Origin of the sequence: Streptomyces torulosus (assembly GCF_001419765.1) — a bacterium.
Lineage (GTDB): Bacteria > Actinomycetota > Actinomycetes > Streptomycetales > Streptomycetaceae > Streptomyces > Streptomyces torulosus.
Window position 1 is genome coordinate 16,748 of sequence record NZ_LIRK01000199.1, and the last position, 16,536, is coordinate 33,283.

22 protein-coding genes are annotated in these 16,536 nt (G+C 65.3%); 18 read left to right on the forward strand and 4 right to left on the reverse strand.

Annotation, left to right across the window (positions count from 1 at the left end; genetic code table 11):
• Positions 1 to 32 precede the first annotated feature (32 nt).
• Together AOK23_RS14720 and AOK23_RS14725 are read left to right on the forward strand one after the other, a co-directional pair.
• The gene (locus AOK23_RS14720; protein WP_055713167.1) at positions 33 to 878 is read left to right on the forward strand and encodes a peptidoglycan-binding protein; all 846 of its coding nucleotides are present in this window, start codon (positions 33 to 35) and stop codon (positions 876 to 878) included.
• 32 nt (positions 879 to 910) lie between these two features.
• Positions 911 to 1,165: a hypothetical protein gene (locus AOK23_RS14725; protein WP_063791340.1), complete on the forward strand. Its 255-nt coding sequence runs from the start codon at positions 911 to 913 to the stop codon at positions 1,163 to 1,165.
• Between the two features lie 246 nt (positions 1,166 to 1,411).
• Here AOK23_RS14725 and AOK23_RS44960 read toward each other — a convergent pair whose 3' ends face one another.
• Genes AOK23_RS44960 through AOK23_RS47855 form a run of 3 tightly spaced genes read right to left on the reverse strand, consistent with a single transcriptional unit; the run spans position 1,412 to position 3,755 of the window.
• Positions 1,412 to 2,476 (reverse strand): neprosin family prolyl endopeptidase, encoded by a 1,065-nt coding sequence (locus tag AOK23_RS44960; RefSeq protein ID WP_169800299.1) that lies wholly within the window; start codon positions 2,474 to 2,476, stop codon positions 1,412 to 1,414.
• 14 nt (positions 2,477 to 2,490) lie between these two features.
• Positions 2,491 to 3,198: an RDD family protein gene (locus AOK23_RS51885; RefSeq protein ID WP_079049485.1), complete on the reverse strand. Its 708-nt coding sequence runs from the start codon at positions 3,196 to 3,198 to the stop codon at positions 2,491 to 2,493.
• Positions 3,199 to 3,254: 56 nt separating this feature from the next.
• The gene (locus AOK23_RS47855) at positions 3,255 to 3,755 is read right to left on the reverse strand and encodes a superantigen-like protein SSL4 (RefSeq protein ID WP_157878039.1); all 501 of its coding nucleotides are present in this window, start codon (positions 3,753 to 3,755) and stop codon (positions 3,255 to 3,257) included.
• A gap of 960 nt (positions 3,756 to 4,715) precedes the next feature.
• Between AOK23_RS47855 and AOK23_RS14730 the strand changes: the two genes are divergently transcribed.
• The 13 genes from AOK23_RS14730 (at position 4,716) to AOK23_RS47870 (ending at position 14,161) form a co-directional block, all read left to right on the forward strand.
• Positions 4,716 to 5,303: a hypothetical protein gene (locus AOK23_RS14730; RefSeq protein ID WP_055713168.1), complete on the forward strand. Its 588-nt coding sequence runs from the start codon at positions 4,716 to 4,718 to the stop codon at positions 5,301 to 5,303.
• Positions 5,304 to 5,519: 216 nt separating this feature from the next.
• The gene (locus tag AOK23_RS14735) at positions 5,520 to 5,864 is read left to right on the forward strand and encodes a hypothetical protein (RefSeq protein WP_055713169.1); all 345 of its coding nucleotides are present in this window, start codon (positions 5,520 to 5,522) and stop codon (positions 5,862 to 5,864) included.
• 23 nt (positions 5,865 to 5,887) lie between these two features.
• Positions 5,888 to 6,979, forward strand: coding sequence for an AAA family ATPase (locus tag AOK23_RS14740; protein WP_055713170.1), 1,092 nt, complete (start codon positions 5,888 to 5,890; stop codon positions 6,977 to 6,979).
• Positions 6,980 to 7,009: 30 nt separating this feature from the next.
• Positions 7,010 to 8,140, forward strand: coding sequence for a PD-(D/E)XK nuclease family protein (locus AOK23_RS14745; RefSeq protein ID WP_055713171.1), 1,131 nt, complete (start codon positions 7,010 to 7,012; stop codon positions 8,138 to 8,140).
• Between the two features lie 87 nt (positions 8,141 to 8,227).
• Entirely contained in the window at positions 8,228 to 9,211 is a 984-nt protein-coding gene (locus tag AOK23_RS47860) for a helix-turn-helix domain-containing protein (RefSeq protein ID WP_157878041.1), read from the forward strand.
• A gap of 106 nt (positions 9,212 to 9,317) precedes the next feature.
• Positions 9,318 to 9,785 (forward strand): hypothetical protein, encoded by a 468-nt coding sequence (locus AOK23_RS14750; RefSeq protein WP_055713172.1) that lies wholly within the window; start codon positions 9,318 to 9,320, stop codon positions 9,783 to 9,785.
• 50 nt (positions 9,786 to 9,835) lie between these two features.
• Complete coding sequence (locus tag AOK23_RS14755) at positions 9,836 to 10,489, forward strand: hypothetical protein (protein WP_055713173.1); 654 nt, start codon at positions 9,836 to 9,838, stop codon at positions 10,487 to 10,489.
• The gene (locus AOK23_RS14760) at positions 10,489 to 10,701 is read left to right on the forward strand and encodes a hypothetical protein (protein WP_055713174.1); all 213 of its coding nucleotides are present in this window, start codon (positions 10,489 to 10,491) and stop codon (positions 10,699 to 10,701) included. Before AOK23_RS14755 ends, AOK23_RS14760 begins: the two co-directional genes overlap by 1 nt.
• Positions 10,698 to 10,868, forward strand: a complete 171-nt coding sequence (locus AOK23_RS47865) for a hypothetical protein (protein ID WP_157878042.1) — start codon at positions 10,698 to 10,700, stop codon at positions 10,866 to 10,868. Before AOK23_RS14760 ends, AOK23_RS47865 begins: the two co-directional genes overlap by 4 nt.
• Positions 10,869 to 10,926: 58 nt before the next feature.
• Positions 10,927 to 11,409 carry a hypothetical protein gene (locus tag AOK23_RS14765; RefSeq protein ID WP_055713175.1) on the forward strand — a complete coding sequence of 161 codons (483 nt, stop codon included), beginning with the start codon at positions 10,927 to 10,929 and terminating at the stop codon, positions 11,407 to 11,409.
• Between the two features lie 69 nt (positions 11,410 to 11,478).
• On the forward strand, positions 11,479 to 12,981 hold the full coding sequence (locus AOK23_RS14770; protein ID WP_055713176.1) for a DNA cytosine methyltransferase: 1,503 nt from the start codon (positions 11,479 to 11,481) through the stop codon (positions 12,979 to 12,981).
• Positions 12,978 to 13,436, forward strand: coding sequence for a hypothetical protein (locus tag AOK23_RS14775; RefSeq protein WP_055713177.1), 459 nt, complete (start codon positions 12,978 to 12,980; stop codon positions 13,434 to 13,436). The genes AOK23_RS14770 and AOK23_RS14775 overlap by 4 nt, the downstream gene beginning before the upstream one ends.
• A gap of 20 nt (positions 13,437 to 13,456) precedes the next feature.
• Positions 13,457 to 14,161 (forward strand): hypothetical protein, encoded by a 705-nt coding sequence (locus AOK23_RS47870; RefSeq protein WP_157878043.1) that lies wholly within the window; start codon positions 13,457 to 13,459, stop codon positions 14,159 to 14,161.
• Positions 14,162 to 14,742: 581 nt separating this feature from the next.
• On the opposite strand, the gene AOK23_RS47875 is transcribed toward AOK23_RS47870, so the two are convergent.
• Positions 14,743 to 14,910 (reverse strand): hypothetical protein, encoded by a 168-nt coding sequence (locus AOK23_RS47875; RefSeq protein ID WP_157878044.1) that lies wholly within the window; start codon positions 14,908 to 14,910, stop codon positions 14,743 to 14,745.
• Positions 14,911 to 15,030: 120 nt separating this feature from the next.
• Here AOK23_RS47875 and AOK23_RS14790 point away from each other — a divergent pair, with 120 nt between their 5' ends.
• The 3 genes from AOK23_RS14790 to AOK23_RS14800 all read left to right on the forward strand — a co-directional run bounded on the left by AOK23_RS14790 (position 15,031) and on the right by AOK23_RS14800 (position 16,483).
• Positions 15,031 to 15,333 carry a hypothetical protein gene (locus AOK23_RS14790; protein WP_157878045.1) on the forward strand — a complete coding sequence of 101 codons (303 nt, stop codon included), beginning with the start codon at positions 15,031 to 15,033 and terminating at the stop codon, positions 15,331 to 15,333.
• A gap of 132 nt (positions 15,334 to 15,465) precedes the next feature.
• A complete protein-coding gene (locus AOK23_RS14795) occupies positions 15,466 to 15,858 on the forward strand; it encodes a hypothetical protein (RefSeq protein WP_055713181.1) in 393 nt (130 codons plus the stop codon).
• 46 nt (positions 15,859 to 15,904) lie between these two features.
• On the forward strand, positions 15,905 to 16,483 hold the full coding sequence (locus AOK23_RS14800; RefSeq protein ID WP_157878046.1) for a hypothetical protein: 579 nt from the start codon (positions 15,905 to 15,907) through the stop codon (positions 16,481 to 16,483).
• The last annotated feature ends 53 nt before the right edge of the window (positions 16,484 to 16,536 follow it).

The window sequence follows — 16,536 nt, forward strand, 5'->3', positions numbered from 1 at the left end:
CAGCAGGCGCGGGGGAGAACTAGGAACGCGCCATGCCTGATCTGTGGCTGCCGGGAGCCGAACGGCACCCGCTCAGCGACACCGCACCCACCGACACCCAATACGACCCCCGCGTGATCTGGCACATCACGTGGGACAAGAACGCCTCCGCCTCCAAGCCCGCCGCCCTCGTACCGTTCGACAAGCTGGTTGCGTACTTCACTGGCGGGGGCAAGGGAGTCGCCCCGCACCTCCTGTGGGATCCGTTCACGGGGCGGATCGCCCAGTTCTATCCGGCGAACAGTCGGGCCAAGGCGCTCGTCGACGCCGCCGGCGGTACCCGCACCAACCGGACCGGGCGGGTCTGCCTGCAAGTCGAGACGCTCTTCTTCCCCTACTGCCGGGTGAACTCGAAGACGTACGCCACTGTCCGGGACACCCCTGCCAAGAGTCTCGACAGGATCCTCACCTGGGCACGGACCTGGGGTGTGCCCGACGTCTGGCCGATGGGCAACCCGACTTGGAAGGCGAACCGCAACGAGCACATCTGGGAGACACAGGGCGGGCACTACGGCCACGGCCAGACCCCCGAGAACCGGCACACCGACCCCGGACCGATGCCGAAGTGGCCCAGTACCACGTCGACGCCCAAGCCGGGGCCGCTGGCATTCCCCGGCCGGAGCGCGTTCGGCCCCGGCAAGTCGAACACGTCGATCCTCCTGCTGGGTCAGCAGCTCGTTCGTCGGGGCTTCGACAAGCACTACCGCGTCGGACCGTCCCGCGACTGGGGCGAGGCGGACCGCCTCAACGTCGCCGACTTCCAGCGCGCCCAGAAGTGGACCGGCTCCGACGCCGACGGCTACCCCGGGCCCGAGACTTGGCGCCGACTGTTCTCCTGACCCCATCTCACTCCTCCAAGGAACGCAACTCCATGAACCTGTACACCTCGCTGCTGCGCACTGGAGTCCCGGCTGCTGCCGGCTGGCTGGTCGCGGTGGCCTTGCGTCACGGCCTCGACCTCGACGCCACAGCCGTCACCGGAGTGCTGACCCCGGTCGCCATCTTCACCTACTACGGTGTCTTCCGCCTCGCAGAGGAGCACCTTTCGCCGCAATTCGGCTGGCTCCTCGGATATGCCCGGCCGCCGCAGTATGGGAGCATGCAGCGTCAGCTACCGCGCACCTGACCCCCACGACGGGTGATGCCGAGCGAGATATGAGCGAATGGCGTGATGCGGATGTCGTGGGCTCTGGCAGCGGAGAGACCTGCTGACTACGGCAGTCCGCTCGCGTCCGACAAGTTAGGGCGCCAGCCTTATCCGGTCACGGGCGTTGCACTGTGTGGCGCTCTTTCAACCGGCAGACGACGGAATCGTGGTGACCCGCGGGGCATCAACTGGACCCGGGGCTTCGACCCACCCGATGAGAGACACTCAGCGACTACACGAGTACCCGGGGCCACCGTAGAAGAAGGCCCGGGTACCGCCGGTTCCTGGTCGTGGGATGCCGTCCCACCCATGCTCTCTACTTCGATTCGGGGTATCGCTGTCGCGCATTGTTGCACTGGCGCGGACGGAGATCGAATGGCCTTCAGAGTTGTAGATCTCGTAGCCCAATCCGCTCATTCGGGCAGATCCGCTGCGGCTACCGTAAGTGCCATTTCCCATCTGAATACAAGGAAACCGTCGAGCATATGATCCGACTTCGCCGTACCATTCTAGATAGTTTGCCGACTTGAATCGCGACTCGGGCCAGTAGCTGGCGTCAATGTAGCCGATCCATTTGCTGCCATACTGGATCCACCATGCCTTATTTCCGGAGTGGTAGCCGATGTGGAACAGTACTGAGCTGTTGAGGTCGTGGCTGATATCACCGTTGGGGGTGACGGGAGCATCTGAAGCGGGGTGGAAGTGGCCTCCGAGATCGTGGTCACGAGTGATGCGCTCGAAGGAACCAGCCTCATCCTCTCTTGCGCCCGTCCGCACCCCTAGAAGCAAATGAGGCTCACCGGGGTCTTCGCTGTGGCTGTATCCGTCCCGACCTGAAGGATTCTTCTCTACGACCCACCCAAGCTCGATGACGTCGCCGGTTGAACTATTTGCCATGAAGAGTTGCCCGTCGGACCACTCAAAACGGCTACTGTTGCGGGTTTCGATCTTCGGCTTTTCAATTGTGAGATATCCAGCCATTCCATGCGCCTCGCCTGGCCGTTCGCTGGCGCCGACATGGTAGAGGCATGGAATTTCGGAGGTAGGGCAGGATTGCTCGAGTGTATGGGTCGAAGTTGGATCCGTGGAAGCCGCTGGGGCTGTTGGGGCAAGTAGCGCCGCCACGAAGGCTAGAGACGAATAGATTCCGCCCTTGATTTGCAGTGAAGGTTTCATTTCCAAAATCCTCTGGCGGATGGTTGCACACAGTGGCTTGGAGTCCACCAGCGGGAAACGCCAGTCGGGCGAATGGTGTGAAACGTAGAGTTGCGACACCGATAAGAGGTGCATGGTGGGTGTGATTATCATGAACGGTGTGCCTGCTCGCGATATTCACGTGAGGGTGGCCGGAGCTGGTCAGTGGGGTCACTAACTACGAGCGTAGTCGCCATCTTGTCCCATAGTTCCTGTCGGTTGCGATCCCATAGAAGCCAAAAGTAGGGAATCAAGAATACGGAAACAAATGCGATGAGTGTCTTCGCGATGAATTCACGGAAGAACATCCTCCACCATCCGGCAGCGCGAGCCTGCTGGATGGAGATGACTCGCATATGCAGCACCTGTTTGGCTGGGGTCTGGCCGCCGCGAAAAATAATAAATGCCCAAATGAGCCATCCAAGACCTAGGGTGCAGATAGCGAGCACGAACTCCAATAGATAGCCACCGAATCGACGCCCGACAGTGGAAAGGAGGATCCCAGGTGGAAGGATGAGGGCTTGACCGCAGAATTGGCAGGACACTTCACCTGCTGTGATTTGCCCACAGTTCGGACAATTCATTGGTGCAGGGAGCCGCTGGCCGATGTCCGAGGGCGGCGCGCTAAACGCTGGCGGTGGATCTGATGGGGGTGGTGGCGGCGATTCGGGCGGAAGTGTAGCGAGGATCGGTCGCGGCGACGCACTATTCGCGGAACCGGGCTCAGGCTCAGCCTGCCGGTGTCCGCATTCTGAGCAGAAGGCGTCGGCTGGCGTTACCGGTGCACCACAATTTGGGCACCTTACTTGTTTTTGCATCTGTCTCTCCTCGTTTTGCAAGGTCACTCAGGTGACGGACCTCAGGGGAATTTAGGTCATTGCTGTTCGATGTCGGCCGCAGTGATGACGCCATTCCGGACGGTGTACGTGCCGGCAAAGTATCGGTGTGTTCCGTCTGTCTGGGTCGCGTCAAGTTCGATCTCTACTTCGTCACCATAAACAGAGAGGACGGTGACTGATTCAGAGGCCGTTCCCTCGAAGGAATTCACAAAGGACGAGAAACTTCCTGGCTGCAGATTCTTGCCTCCTAGAGCCCAGGCGCGTTCGTAGTTGCCGGAGTTGATGGCGGCGAAGTACGCCTCAACGACGGCCCCAGGGCTGTCGTTGGCCGATGGCGACTGCGTTGTGGGGCTAGTGGGCTGCGCCGGCATGCTGGGCGATTGCTCGGAAGGCCGAGGCGGGTTTGTCTCGTCGGCGGTCGTTGATGGGGACCACGAAGTCGTTGGCGCGGTGCGATCTGGTTTCTCAGAGTCCGAGGCGGTCAGTTGAGTGACGCCGAAGTACCCCCCGACAGCAATGAGGATGGCGAGGAGCACCGCCCCGACGATCACCACAAGAGGGGACGGGCCGTGCTTGGGTGGCGATGGGCCCGTTGGTCCATATGGCGGTTCGGGCGGGCCTTCGGCTCGGGGCCCAAGCGCCGCCGAGGTAGCGCGGTGGCTCAGCTCGCTAGTTGCCGGCTGATCGCGGCTCACTGGCGCGGAGACCGCGTCCTCGGTTGTTGGAGGTGGCACTCGAGCAGCAAGTATGGACACTCCGCACACGCTGCAGTAGGGCGCGGCCTTGACCTCATGACCGTTAGGACAGGTGACGACTATGGGGGCACCGCAAATCGTGCAGAACCTCGACGCCGCCTTCTCCGGCCGAGGAGTATGCCCATTCGTACAGTGGGGTCCTGGCTGGTCTGCCATCGGTAGCCCCCGAGGTCATCGAGGATCTTCCTTGTTTCCATGATGCGTCTCAGGCGTGACAGCCGCATCTGCTGCTCGCAAGGGTTCTTCGGGCCCCGCTGCTGAGCCGAAAGGACGAGTGACTCCAACCACGACTGCGGGTGAAGACACTGTCGTCGGAGTGGCCTCAACCGTTGGTGCGGCGGACAGTTGAGGATCATGATCGGCGGTGTGATTGTCTGATGCTCAGGGTGCCCTGCTGGCGGATCACCGGCCGGTCGGCCGTGTCAGCTGGTACATGACTGGTCGGTGGTCGCGGCTCATTGTGCCGTGTGCCAACGAGGTGGCACTGGTAACGGCCCGAACAGGTAACGGACCGGCGGTCTGTTCAGATTGTTTAGTGGTCAACCGGCGATGGCTGCCGCCGACCGCCTGAATGTCGTGGACCTGATCTGACGCAGCGGACAAGGAAGATGGGCCCCACCTCATGGTGGGGCCCATCGACCTCTTGGAAGCACCACCATAACAACGTGCTGGAGACGTACGAGCCTCTTCCGCCCTCCGGTTAGAATCTATGTGCACGGATCGTGGTCAGGAGGCGATGAAGTGGCAATCGAGGAGAACTCAGCGGCGAGGAAGCCTTACCTGGCTGGCGGCGCCGAGTTCGCGGCCCTCTACGGCGTGAAGCGGCTCCAGGTCAGCCAGTGGATCAGTCGTGACCACACTCTCGACTACCGGTACGCGAAGATCATCAGTGGATCGCCGTACTGGCTGCTCCAGTTCGTCAGGCGATTCGGGGAGACAACCCCGCGCCCACGACAGCTCAACGCGGCCGAGCTTGACCACCTCGTCAAGGAGCAGTCTCCCGGGTACTGGGTCGGCGAAGTCGAGCAGCTTCCGCCGCTGGTGGGTCAAGCCGAGCTGGCGGCCCTGTTCCAACTGGCCGACGGTGCCCTGGTGCGCAAGGCGATGAGCACCGGCAGGTTCCGGCCTGCCGACTACACGCTGTCTGGGTCCCCGATCTGGTTGCTGGAGCCGGTCGTCGAGGATGCGCCTGCCCTGCAAGCCAGTGCGCGGGGAGTGAAGTGGGCCATCGATCAGCAAGTCCTCGTCGCTTTGCGTAACGGGACGTACGACGGGCCGGGATCGAAGATCATTCCCCGTGGTCGGGCGGCGAACAAGCTAGCCACATAGGCCCAGTTCAGGGGCATCAGTTCTTGATCCAACCCCTGTATGCATATAGAATAGAAGCATGCCTGGAAGGGGCATGCTTCTTTCTGTTTGGGGGTGTCGTGCGGTACTCCAGGGGGCCGCCTGGAGAGGGGCGGTGGCGTCGTTGATCGACATTCCCTCTCGGCAAAGATAGATTCCAACACTCCAGGGTGCTCGTGCTATCTCTGAGGGGGAGCCTTGCTGATCGAGCAGCCGCCGTTGTTCGGCACCATCCAGCCCGTTCGCCAACCCACCGTCGTCGGCAACCTGACCATCCAGCAGCGATTCGAGGCATTCCACGCACTCAACCCCTGGGTCCTCAGGGCGCTGGCCCGGATGACCGCCGACTGCGCGGAGAAGGGGTTCACCCGCATCGGCATCGGGATGCTCTTCGAGCTCCTGCGCTACCAGTACGGCGCGGCGACCAAGGGTGACGAGTTCGCGCTGAACAACGACTACCGCTCCCGGTACGTGCGGCTCTTGCTGGCCGAACACCCGGAGTGGACATCCCTTTTCGAGGTCCGGGCCTTGCGCACGGACTGACCACGACCTCTTGGAGCCAGATCGTGAACGCACCAGCGGGCAATGCACAGCCGCCCGCCGTCAAGCTCAAGACCCGCAAACCGACAGGGGTCGTCCCCTGGCCCCTCCTGCTGATCGAAGGAGAGGAGGGCGCCGGCAAGACGTACGCGGCTGCCCAGTTCTCCGGCAGTCAGCTCACCGGGCAGATGTACTGGATTGACCTCGACGAGGGATCCGCCGATGAGTACGCGGCGATCGAGGGCGCGAACTACGAGATCATCGACCATGACGGCACCTACCGAGACATCCTCGAACAGGTCGAAGCCGTACACGCCGAGGCCCGGCGCGCAGCCACTGCCGGTGAGCCGCCGGTCGTTCTGACCATCGACTCGGGGTCGGCACTGTGGCGGATGCTCACCAACTGGACATACGAGCGAGGACGCCGGAGCCGGAAGAACCGGGCCCTGCTCCAGGAAGATCCGGACGCTGCATACGACATCGGCCGGAACCTGTGGAACGACGCCAACGAGCGGTGGAACAGGATCATCTACCTGCTCCGGACCTTGCCCGGCATCGCCATCGTGCTCGCCCGCGGCAAGCAGGTCAGCGCGACCGACGACAACGGCCAGCCGATCCCGAATCGGAACGAGTGGAAGGTGTCAGCCCAGAAGGACCTGGGCTTCGACTCGACGTGCTGGATCCGCATGAAGCGTAACGCTGACCCGCAGGTCATCAAGGTCCGCTCGCTACGGATGCGCGTCGAGGAGCGCAAGCCCCTGACGCTGCGGGACTTCAGCATCGAGGACCTGGTCTTCAACAAGCTGGGCTGCTCGGTCAAGTCCCAGCCTCGCATCATGCCCGCACTCGTCGGCGACCTCGTTCAGCCCTGGCTCAATCGGATCGCGGGGCTCAACGACAAGGAGCAGCTGGGGGCGCTTTGGCGCAGTGTTCCGGACCCTGCCAACCGGCTCAGCCGCGAGGAGATCGCCACCGTACGGGCCGCCGCCGAGCAGAGAGCCGCTGAACTCGACAACCCTCGCCGGGAGATGGGAGAGGGCCCGCTGTCGGACGCCGAGAAGCTCCGCGCCGCCGCCAGCCGGAAGGCCGCCGAGCAGGACGCCGACGCCGAGCAGTGACCAGGCCCAACGACCTCTTGGAGAACTCCCATGTCCGTAGCCACCATCGTTGACGGCGTCGCCCCTTCCCTCTGGGACGCGGCGCACGACGTCGACGCCCGCCGTCCCCGCTCCCTTCAGACGCAGCTCGGAGCGTCCGACACAGTGTGTGGTCGTCGGGCCGCCTACATCCTGCACGGCGTCACACCAACCGACCGCCCTGACAAACGAGCGGCGATCCTCGGCACGTTCATCCACCACGGCCTGCTGGAGTCCGCACGCACGGAGTACCGATGGCTGGTGGAGCGCAGTGTCCAGGACGATTTGATCCGGGGACACGTCGACGTCGTTCAGCTCGATGCGGCGACCGCCGCTCGAGTGCCGACCCGCCACCGACCGGCGATACCCGCCGAAGTGCTCACCGTCGAAGACGTGAAGACCAAGTCCACGTACCTCTGGGACCGGGTGCTTCGCTACGGTGCCACGGCCGCCGAGCTTCGGCAGGTCCACCTGTACGCGGGCGCATTGTTCGAGGTCGGGTTCGAGGACGTTCCAGGTCAGCGATATCTGGCCCGCCTGGGACCGTTGGAAGTCGGGCGCATCCGCTTCCGCTTCATCAACCGCGACAGCGGCGCCGAGCACCTCCAGGAGATCGAGTTCGATCCCCAGCGCGCGGCAGAAGCGCAGTGGTGGGTGGAGCGCGTACGCGAGACGAAGGACCCCGAGGAGATGCCCCGGGACTTCCACGGACCCGATCTGGACGCCATCTGCGACTACTGCCCGTTCCGGTCCCTGTGCTGGCCGGGCACGGCTCCAGGCGTTCCCGAGCAGACTGCACTCATCCACAACGACGCCGACCGTGAGCAGGCACTCCTCGACTACGTCAGAGGACACGAACTCGCCAGCGAAGGCGAGCGGATCAAGAAGTTCGCGCGCAAGAAGCTTGACCTGTCACCAGCCGGGATCTATGGCCCCAACAAGCTGTCTTGGCGCGGGGGCAACGACGAGGAGAAGGACGACGTGGAGGCGATGGTCGACCTTCACGAAGTCGCTGGCATCCCGGTTCCGATGACGCCGGACACCAACCGCATGGTCAAGAACCTCAAGGCGGCAGGACTGGCCATCCCCCGAAAGAAGACCGGCAAGAAGACGCCCACGATCATCAACATCGCGCCGGCCTGACCGAGCCCATGCAACCGCAGCCCCGCCCGGCGACGACCGGGCGGGGCAACCCGTCCTGCCGCCGTGCTGCACTGCCCATGAGGAACCGTGTCCATCCAACTGATGATCGCAGCAGCGTACTTGCCGCCCGACGTGCTCACCCAGAGCCAGAAACTCGCTCTCATGAAGATCGCGGACAGCGCCGACGACGAGACCCGTCTCGCCCGGCCTGGTCTGACCCGCCTCGCGGCGTGGGTCGGCGTGACCGACAAGCGGGCCATCACCATCGTCACGGAGCTGATCGCCAAAGGCCTCGTCGAGCGTGTGGAGACCGGCAAGGCCGGACGCGCCGCGGTGTACCGGGTCTTCCCTCTCGGCGTACCGTCCACGCCGACCACAGCGGAACTCAAGGAGGCCGCTGAGGTTCGCAAGGCCGCTCCGAAGAATCCCCGGAAGGCCCGTCCCGGCGTGGTTCGTTCAGCGCCAGCGAAGCCAGCCATGACCTATCAGGACGTCGAAGCGCGGGAGGCCGCACGTCAACACTCTGACGACTCACCGCAGGTGGAGGCTGGGTTCCATGCGGGGTACCCAGAGCATGGGGCAGGGTTCCACGGGGGGAACCCGGGCGCTTCAGAGAAGCGGGTTCCACCTGTGGAACCCGACGAGTTTCACGCGGGGAACCCACTGGGTTCCAACGATGAAACCCCTTCCTTGCCTTGTTCTTCCTCTGTCCTTCCTTCCCCCCCTACCCCCACGGCTGACGCCGCAGGGGAGCCCGCGCCCGCGCCGACGGACACTCCTGCCCCGGCGGACCGCGCGGAACCGAAGAAGGGCTGCGCGAGGCACAGGGAGCGTCCTTCTGCCAACTGCCGTGCATGCGGCACCAATCCGCGTGCGGGCCGCCAACGAGAGCAGGAGGAGGCCAAGGAGGAGGAGCGCCGAACGCACGGACAGTTTTGGGATCAGTGGCGCCAGGACGCGGCCAGCCGTCGGCGCAGGGTCGAGGAGCGTCCGGAGGAGACGGAGGCCGCACGCCGGGCGACAAGGGAAGCCGTGCGCGCCGCCAAGAGCCGTAGACAGCAGAAAACTTAGGCCACCGAAAGAAAATTCGGGGAAAATCTAGACATCCCCACCAATGCATATAGAATAGAACCAGAAAGAGGGGGAGTTGGAACCTCCTCGGGACCGGAAGGACGCCATGAACGACAGCAGGTATCTGCCCACCCTCCGTCATGAGCGCAGGGGCGGGATCGTGCTCGACGGCTCGCTTGCCGCCCGCGAGCAGATCCAGGTGCTCGCCGACCTCTACCGCCATGACGCCGAGGGTGTCGGTGGCGCGCTCATCGAGATCGCCGACCTCAAGGAGCGGGTCGACCGCGAGCGCGAGCTCGGCGGGATCGGGAACGCCGCCGTCGTGCGGGATGAACTCGTCGGTGAACTCCTCGACGACATCGGCGGCGCGGAGATCCACCTCGACCACCGCGTGAACCACCGCGCTCTGATGCAGGCTCGCAGTCTTGGCGAGGAGGCGCGCGGCCTCTACGGGGCGGCCCAGCAGCGCGTAGCGGAGCTGGAGACCGCCATTGCCATCACTCGCGGGGAGCGCGAGGCGAGGCGCAGGTGCCCCGCCTGCGCACTCGCTCTGCTCATCTCCCTCCCTAGATAGATCCCAACTCTGTACTGTTTGCGAACATAAGACCTCTTGGAGACAGAACCGTGAGCACCAACACCGCGCCCATGGCCCCGATGCCCAAGCACGGCAACACCGACGACCCGCTGTGGCGGACCCTGTGGAACGCCTACGAGCCCGTCATCACCGCCCTGCGTCGCATCCCGCTCATCACCGATGTGGAGATCAGCGGCGGCGAGTTCGCGATCCACGCCCAGCTCACCGACGGTTCGCACCTGTGGATCACCTCGACCCACTGCCTGCCCGTCGACCCGGCCGCGCTGGAGGGCTTCCACGTCCGGCGCGCTCATCACGACAACCCCACCATCGACGAGCGGGTCTACGACTCCACCGAGGGCGCAGACCAGGCCGAGCACGGCAACAATGTCGTGCCCCTCATCCAGGCGATCACCGCCTTCGTCACCGCGCGCAAGCTCGCGCCACCCATCGTCGACCTCTTCCAGGTTCAGATGCAGGGCGTCACCGCCAAGCACACTCCGGTATCCGCCGAGGTACAGGGCCCCTTCACGGACCGTCGGGCCGCCGTCAAGGAGTACGGCTACACCACCCACGACCTCATGGAGAAGGGCTGGGAGCGCATCCATGAGCAGGGCGGAACGGACTGGCCGCTGACGATCTGGAGGCAGGACAACGCGATCCTCACCGTCTTCGTCGGGCACGCCGGACAGGCGATCGGGTGATGCCGGGCACCGATGTGACTCCGCCGAACGCGGAGCCGAAGACGCGCCGCTGCCACTGCGTGATCGCCCACCCCCAGGACGAGAACGAGCAGGCCAGGGCCCAGGCCGCGCTGGACAACGCACTGGCGACCAACGACGCCCAAGGGGTGCTGCTCGCCTGCATGCAGCTCATGCAGCCCTGTCCCACCCGTGACGAGCAGGCCGCGCGATGAGCGAGCCGACCGTGATGTACGCGCTGCTCGCGCTCGCGCTCGCGCTCGGAGTCGGCGCCGGCCTGGTCGTGCTCGTGATCGGCGAGCTCCGGTGGGAGGCCCGCAACCGACTCCCGCGCTGCACGACCTGCGGTGAGCGCCACCACCGTCACGCCGCCCACCGCTGAACACGCTGCCCGGCCCGGCTTCGGGCCGGGCAGCCGTAGACCTCTTGGAGAACACCCCGTGGGATACGACATCTACATCCAGACCGTAGACGGCAGACGCGCCGACGGCGAGGAGAACTACTTCCGTTTCGAACTCACTGCGAGAATCCGCGCGTTGGACACGATGCGTAACTTCGGAATGCTCGCCGAGCTGCCCTACCCGGCCGTTCCCCTCCTGTCCGCCTACGGATTGACGGAGGGCGACCTCAAGACGGGGGTCCGGCACGCCCTGGACAAGGCCAACCTCGTGGCGGAGTACCGGAGCGCATACCGCGCCGTCATGGACGCTGCGGAGCCCGAGCCCACCGGGATCCCGACGTACAAGCTCGCTTACAACGACGGCGCCCTCGTCACGGTCGCCGAGATCACGGCAGCCCTGGCCGCGTACGAAGCCCACCCGAACATCGACGTCTCCGAGATGCCGCTGGGCGACCCGATATGGCCGCACTGGATCGCCTTCCTGCGCCGTGCCAAGGAGCACGGCGGCCTGCGCGCTCACTGAACTCGGGCGCTGCCCGGCCCCGCGCGGCGAGGCCGGGCACGCAAGACCTCTTGGAGAACGACAACCAGCATGGCCACATGGATCGACCTGCTGTGCGGCGCGGGCGGCAGTAGCACCGGACTCGTAGAAGCAGGACACGAACTGCTCCTCGGGATCAACCACTGGGACCTGGCAATCGAGACGCACGCCGCCAACCATCCCAACTGCGAGCACGCCGTCATGACCCTCAGCGACGGCTTCCCCATGCGCTACCTGCCCAAGGCCGACGCCCTCTGGGCATCGGTCATCTGCACCGAGATCAGCCCCGCCGGAGGACGCCCCCGAGAAACGAACCAACTCGACCTGCTCGATCTGCTCCAGGAGGAGCGCGACGAGTGGGAGTCCCTGACCAAGGACGCCTTCGAGGCGACCCGAGTCACCGCCTGGTGCGTCGTACGCGCTGCCGAGGCGAAACGGTTCAATGCCGTCGTCGTAGAGAACGTCGTCGAATTCGGCCTCGACTGGATCCTGTTCCAGAAGTGGCTCGAAGCCATGGAACTGCTCGGCTACCGCTACCAGATCGTGTGCGTCAGCAGCGCCCACATCGGTGACGACACCAACCTCCGCGCCCCACAGTGGCGCGACCGGATGTACGTGGTCTTCACGCTCAAGACCATGCGCAAGCCCGACTTGGAGCCCCGGCCCCTGGCCCCGTGCATGGACTGCGGCGAGGACGTGCACGCCGTTCAGTCCTGGAACGTCGACGGCGTCCGCATCGGCAAGTACCGGCGTGACTACATCTACCGCTGCCCGAACACACGTTGCCGCCACGCCATGGTCGAGCCGTACGTACGACCGGCTAGCGACATCATCAACTGGCACGACCTCGGGACCCAGATCGGCAAACGCAAGAAGCCGCTCGCGGAGACCACGATGAACCGCATTCGCGCGGGCCTCATCAAGTTCCCCTACCGCCCCAGCTCGATCACCCTCACCCACGGCAAAGACGGCGGAGACCGGGCATACGCCGTCGAGGACCGCCCCTTGCCGACCCGGACGGCCAAACAGGGAGACGCCCTCCTGGTGCCGACTGGCGGATCCTGGAACACCGACGCAGTCCCCGTCGATGTGCCGCTTCGCACCCGAACCACCCGCGAGAGCGAAGCCCTCCTGACGGTGGACCCGTTCCTCATCGAATACCGCAACCACGCCACCGCCAGCCCCGCGAGCGACCCGCTCAGCGTGGTCACCGCCCAGGGCAACCACCACGGTCTGGTGACGCACGCCGGCACCGTCCCTGAGCAGGCGCGGAACACGCTCGTCGTGCCGTACCGCAAGGCCGCGGTGAAGACCGCAGCCGAACCCGTCCACACCCTCGCCACCCGCGACTCCGCCGCCCTGGTGCGCAGCGCCCCGGACATCAACGACTGCTACTTCCGAATGCTCAAGCCCCGCGAACAGCTCGAAGGGCAGCGGTTCCCGGCGAAGTACGTCGTCTACGGCAACCAGGCCGAACAGACCATGCAGGCAGGTAACGCGGTCTCCGTGAACGTCGCCCGGTGGATAGGCCAGCGATTGGAGCCCGTCCTGTGACCGGACCGAGAAGCCGACTGCCCGGCACCCACGTCACCGACCACGCCCCATGCTTCGGCGACCCAGACTTCGCTGTCGCCGACGACCGGTGGAAGACCGGTCAGGAACTGGTCGCCATCTGTGAACCAGTCCTCTACGTCTGCGGCGGCTGCCCCTACCGAGCTGCGTGCATCAGGCAGGTCCTCCCGGCGAAGAGCGGCTTCACCGGGATCTGCGGCGGCCGAATCTGGCTCAACGGCGAGATCGTTCACGCCCTGCCGGAGGCCGACTCCAGCGAGCTGCCGCGCCCGGTCATCCGAAAGTCGTGCGGCACTGCCGCCGGATCGCGCGCCCACCGCCGAGCTGTCGAGCAGCAGTGCCCGCGCTGTCAGCCCTTCTACCGTCCCGGCCCCAACCCGCTCGAGGACGAGGACCAAGAGATCGCACAGCAGCTCGAACTCCCCGAAGTCCCCTGACCAGTAGAAAGGAAGTCTCAGTGCTGCACCTGACCGCAACATGCACCACCGTGCCGGAGGGATACCGGCTTCGAGTCCTTGCCCAGGGCAACGACGAGCCGATATTGGACCTCCCCTTTGCATGGGACAGCTTCCGCCCGGCCAGCGCCGGCCACCGGCTGATCGAGCACGGCTACATGATTCGGCCCGATGCCCGAACGCCAGAGGCAGTGAACGGCTGGCGACAGGTACCAGGTCAGCCCGGCACTTGGTCCGCGCCCGTCATAGCGACGGAACACGGCAGACCGGCGACGGGCACGATGGTCGCCGGACGTCTCGCCGAAGCCGTTGCTCACTGGACGGACGGGCGCCACGACGAGGCCCGCCAGATCCTGGCCGATCTCGCGCGGACCGGAACACCGTCGCTGATGTACGGCGTGGCCACGGGTCTCGCGGTCATGGCAAAGGCCGCGCTGGAGAAGCTGCAAGGACTGAGCGGCGGGGCGGCGTCGTGGATCCTGCTGACCCCTGACGGCAGCAGCCCCGAGGACATCCTCCCGCCTCCGCACCTGTTCGCAGCCCGCTTCATCACCGCGCACGCCAACGGAGACACTCAGACCACGCTCGCCCTCTACGGGGCCGCGTTCACGGCACCCGACCCCGAACTGCTTCCCGCCTGCATGGACATGCTGCTGGCAGCCACCGGAGAAGCAGTGCGCGCGGCAACGCCGGGAGCCGACCGATGACCAGCTCAGCCACATACACCTCTGACGGGCTGCGCCACGACGTCGCTGACCCCGTGACGTGGAGCGTTCGTATCTGCGCGGGGCGATGCGGGACATGCATCTTCCGGCCCGGCAACCTCATGCACCTGGAACCCGGGCGCGTGGCGGAGATGATCGCGAGTGCCATCGCGGAGGAGGGGCACATCGTCTGCCACGCCACGCTCGGCACCAAGGCCCCGGCCATCTGCGCCGGCTTCGCCGCCCACCGGAACGGCAGTGCGCGCTCCCTTGCCCTACGCCTCGCCCGAGCACGTGTTCTTCGAATCGTATGGGTCCCGGTGGACACCGGAGAGGCGGACCGCTCATGACCCGTGTGGAACATGACTGGTTCGAAGGGCTGCCCGGCCGTCGATTCAGGGTCGCTTTACCCCCGCGGCTGGAGCTTCTGAACGCCAACCAGCGACCGCACTTCCACCGGCGTGCCGAGATCACCAGAGTGCTGCGACGTGCCGCATGGGCTGCGTCACGCGGGCTCCCACACCTGGAGCGTGTGCACATTATCGGCGAGCAGGCAGAGGAGGGATCCGGCCAACTGGTACCCCTCATTCAAGGCGTGCGTCGACGGGCTCGTGGATCAGGGAGTCCTGGATGACGACGACCACACGCGTGTCGTCGGCCCGGACATGCGTATCGGTGACGTGGTCGACGGCGGTCGGCTCGTACTCCACATCCGCGACCTCAGCGATGTGGAAGAGCCCGCTGACCTGCATAAATAGAGTCCCTCGCCGGTAAGATTTTCCGCTCGAAAATCTTGCCCCCCTCCCTAATGCATATAGAATAGAACTATTAGGGAGGGGGGAGTCCTCTTCCGTTGCCCTTCGGGAGTGTTCGTGAGTAACCCCTTCGGTCTCGAAGCCATCCTTCGGCGCCTGATCTCCGAACCGATCGGCCCTGAACAAGCCAGGCGGCTGGCTCGGGCGATCTCGGACCTCCTCCAGGAGGTCTGGGAGCAGCGGTTTCCTGGGGTCGACTACGACGACTGGTGTGAGTCGCTCCCGGAGCCGCTGCTCGACGTCATCATCCAGCTGCTGACCTGGAGTGGGGACGGTCGGATCGTGGTGGATCGCCTGCCCGCGGCGGCCGTGGGTCACATCTTCACCGACCTGAAGTCCTTCTCTGTGCCTGCCGGCTGACGCTGCAAGCCTCGTCCGGCGGTCGGTGGCCACCGTGTCCCGGCCGCCGGGCGGACCTACAGCCCCGTCCCATACCCCTGCTCTTCGATGGCAGGGCCGCATTGCGCCCCGAATGCATATAGAAAAGGAGCATTGGGCGCTCTCATCCACACCCCGGAGACATACATGCCCGCCCATCCCTCGATACCGGCCATCAACACCCCAGAGCACCACCGGGGCGCCATGATCCTCATCCTGCTGACCTTCGCACCCGACGAAGAGGCCCTCCGCGCTGCCCTGCACCTGGCAGAAAACGCCGCCATCGCCGCGTGGGCGCTCCGCCCGGAGGACCTCGCGAACCTCACCGTCGAGCAGTACCGGCAGCTCCTCGACTACGCAGCCGCCCCGCAGGTTCTCGACCTCGCCCTGTACCTGGGCGGCGACAGGAAGCAAATCCGCACCCTCATGGACTTCATCACCGGCGTGATGGCGGACGTCCAAGCGCGCTACCCCACGCCGCGCCTTCGGACCAACGACCAGTCCTGACAACCCCCTTGCTCCTCCTGACCGACTGGAGAACCACATGAACCCCGTGACGCAGATCGTGCTGACGGATCTGGTGTGCCGCCTGGGAGTCAGCGACGCGGCGATAGAGCGCGCGCTCGTGACAACCCTTCAGCACTTCACCGCGGAATCACGTAACCCCATCGTCGCGCTCACCGGACGCACACCGGCCCAGTACCTCGACACGTCGCTCACGACCCCACGCTTCCACGCCATGCTGGCGTCCATCGCCCTCAAGATCGAAGGGCGAGAGGCTGATGCCCGTCTGGCCTGGGAGGCGTACGTACAACGCGAGATCGCGACTGCGACGCGCGCCCATGAGGCACTGCCGGAATCGGCGCTCCTCGGCGACGTCGAGGCCGTACGCCGAATCGGTCGCGGACTCGGTTTCGGCGACGACCAGACTGACCAACTCATCCCCGGCATCGTGCTCACGCTGGCTATGGGCTACTACTACCGCCCCGTCGGCGACCGGCACCTCACTCTGGCCGAGGCCCTCTCCCGAGTCACCGCCGACGAGCTGGCCGAAATGCTCAGACACGCCTCGCTCTCGGCCGCCGGCCGAACCGACGACGCCCTGCGGCGCTTCCAGCAGGGATCCCACTGACCCGCGGCCCGTGTCGACCATCCTCCTCTGGCCGACACGGGCCGCGGGTCAGT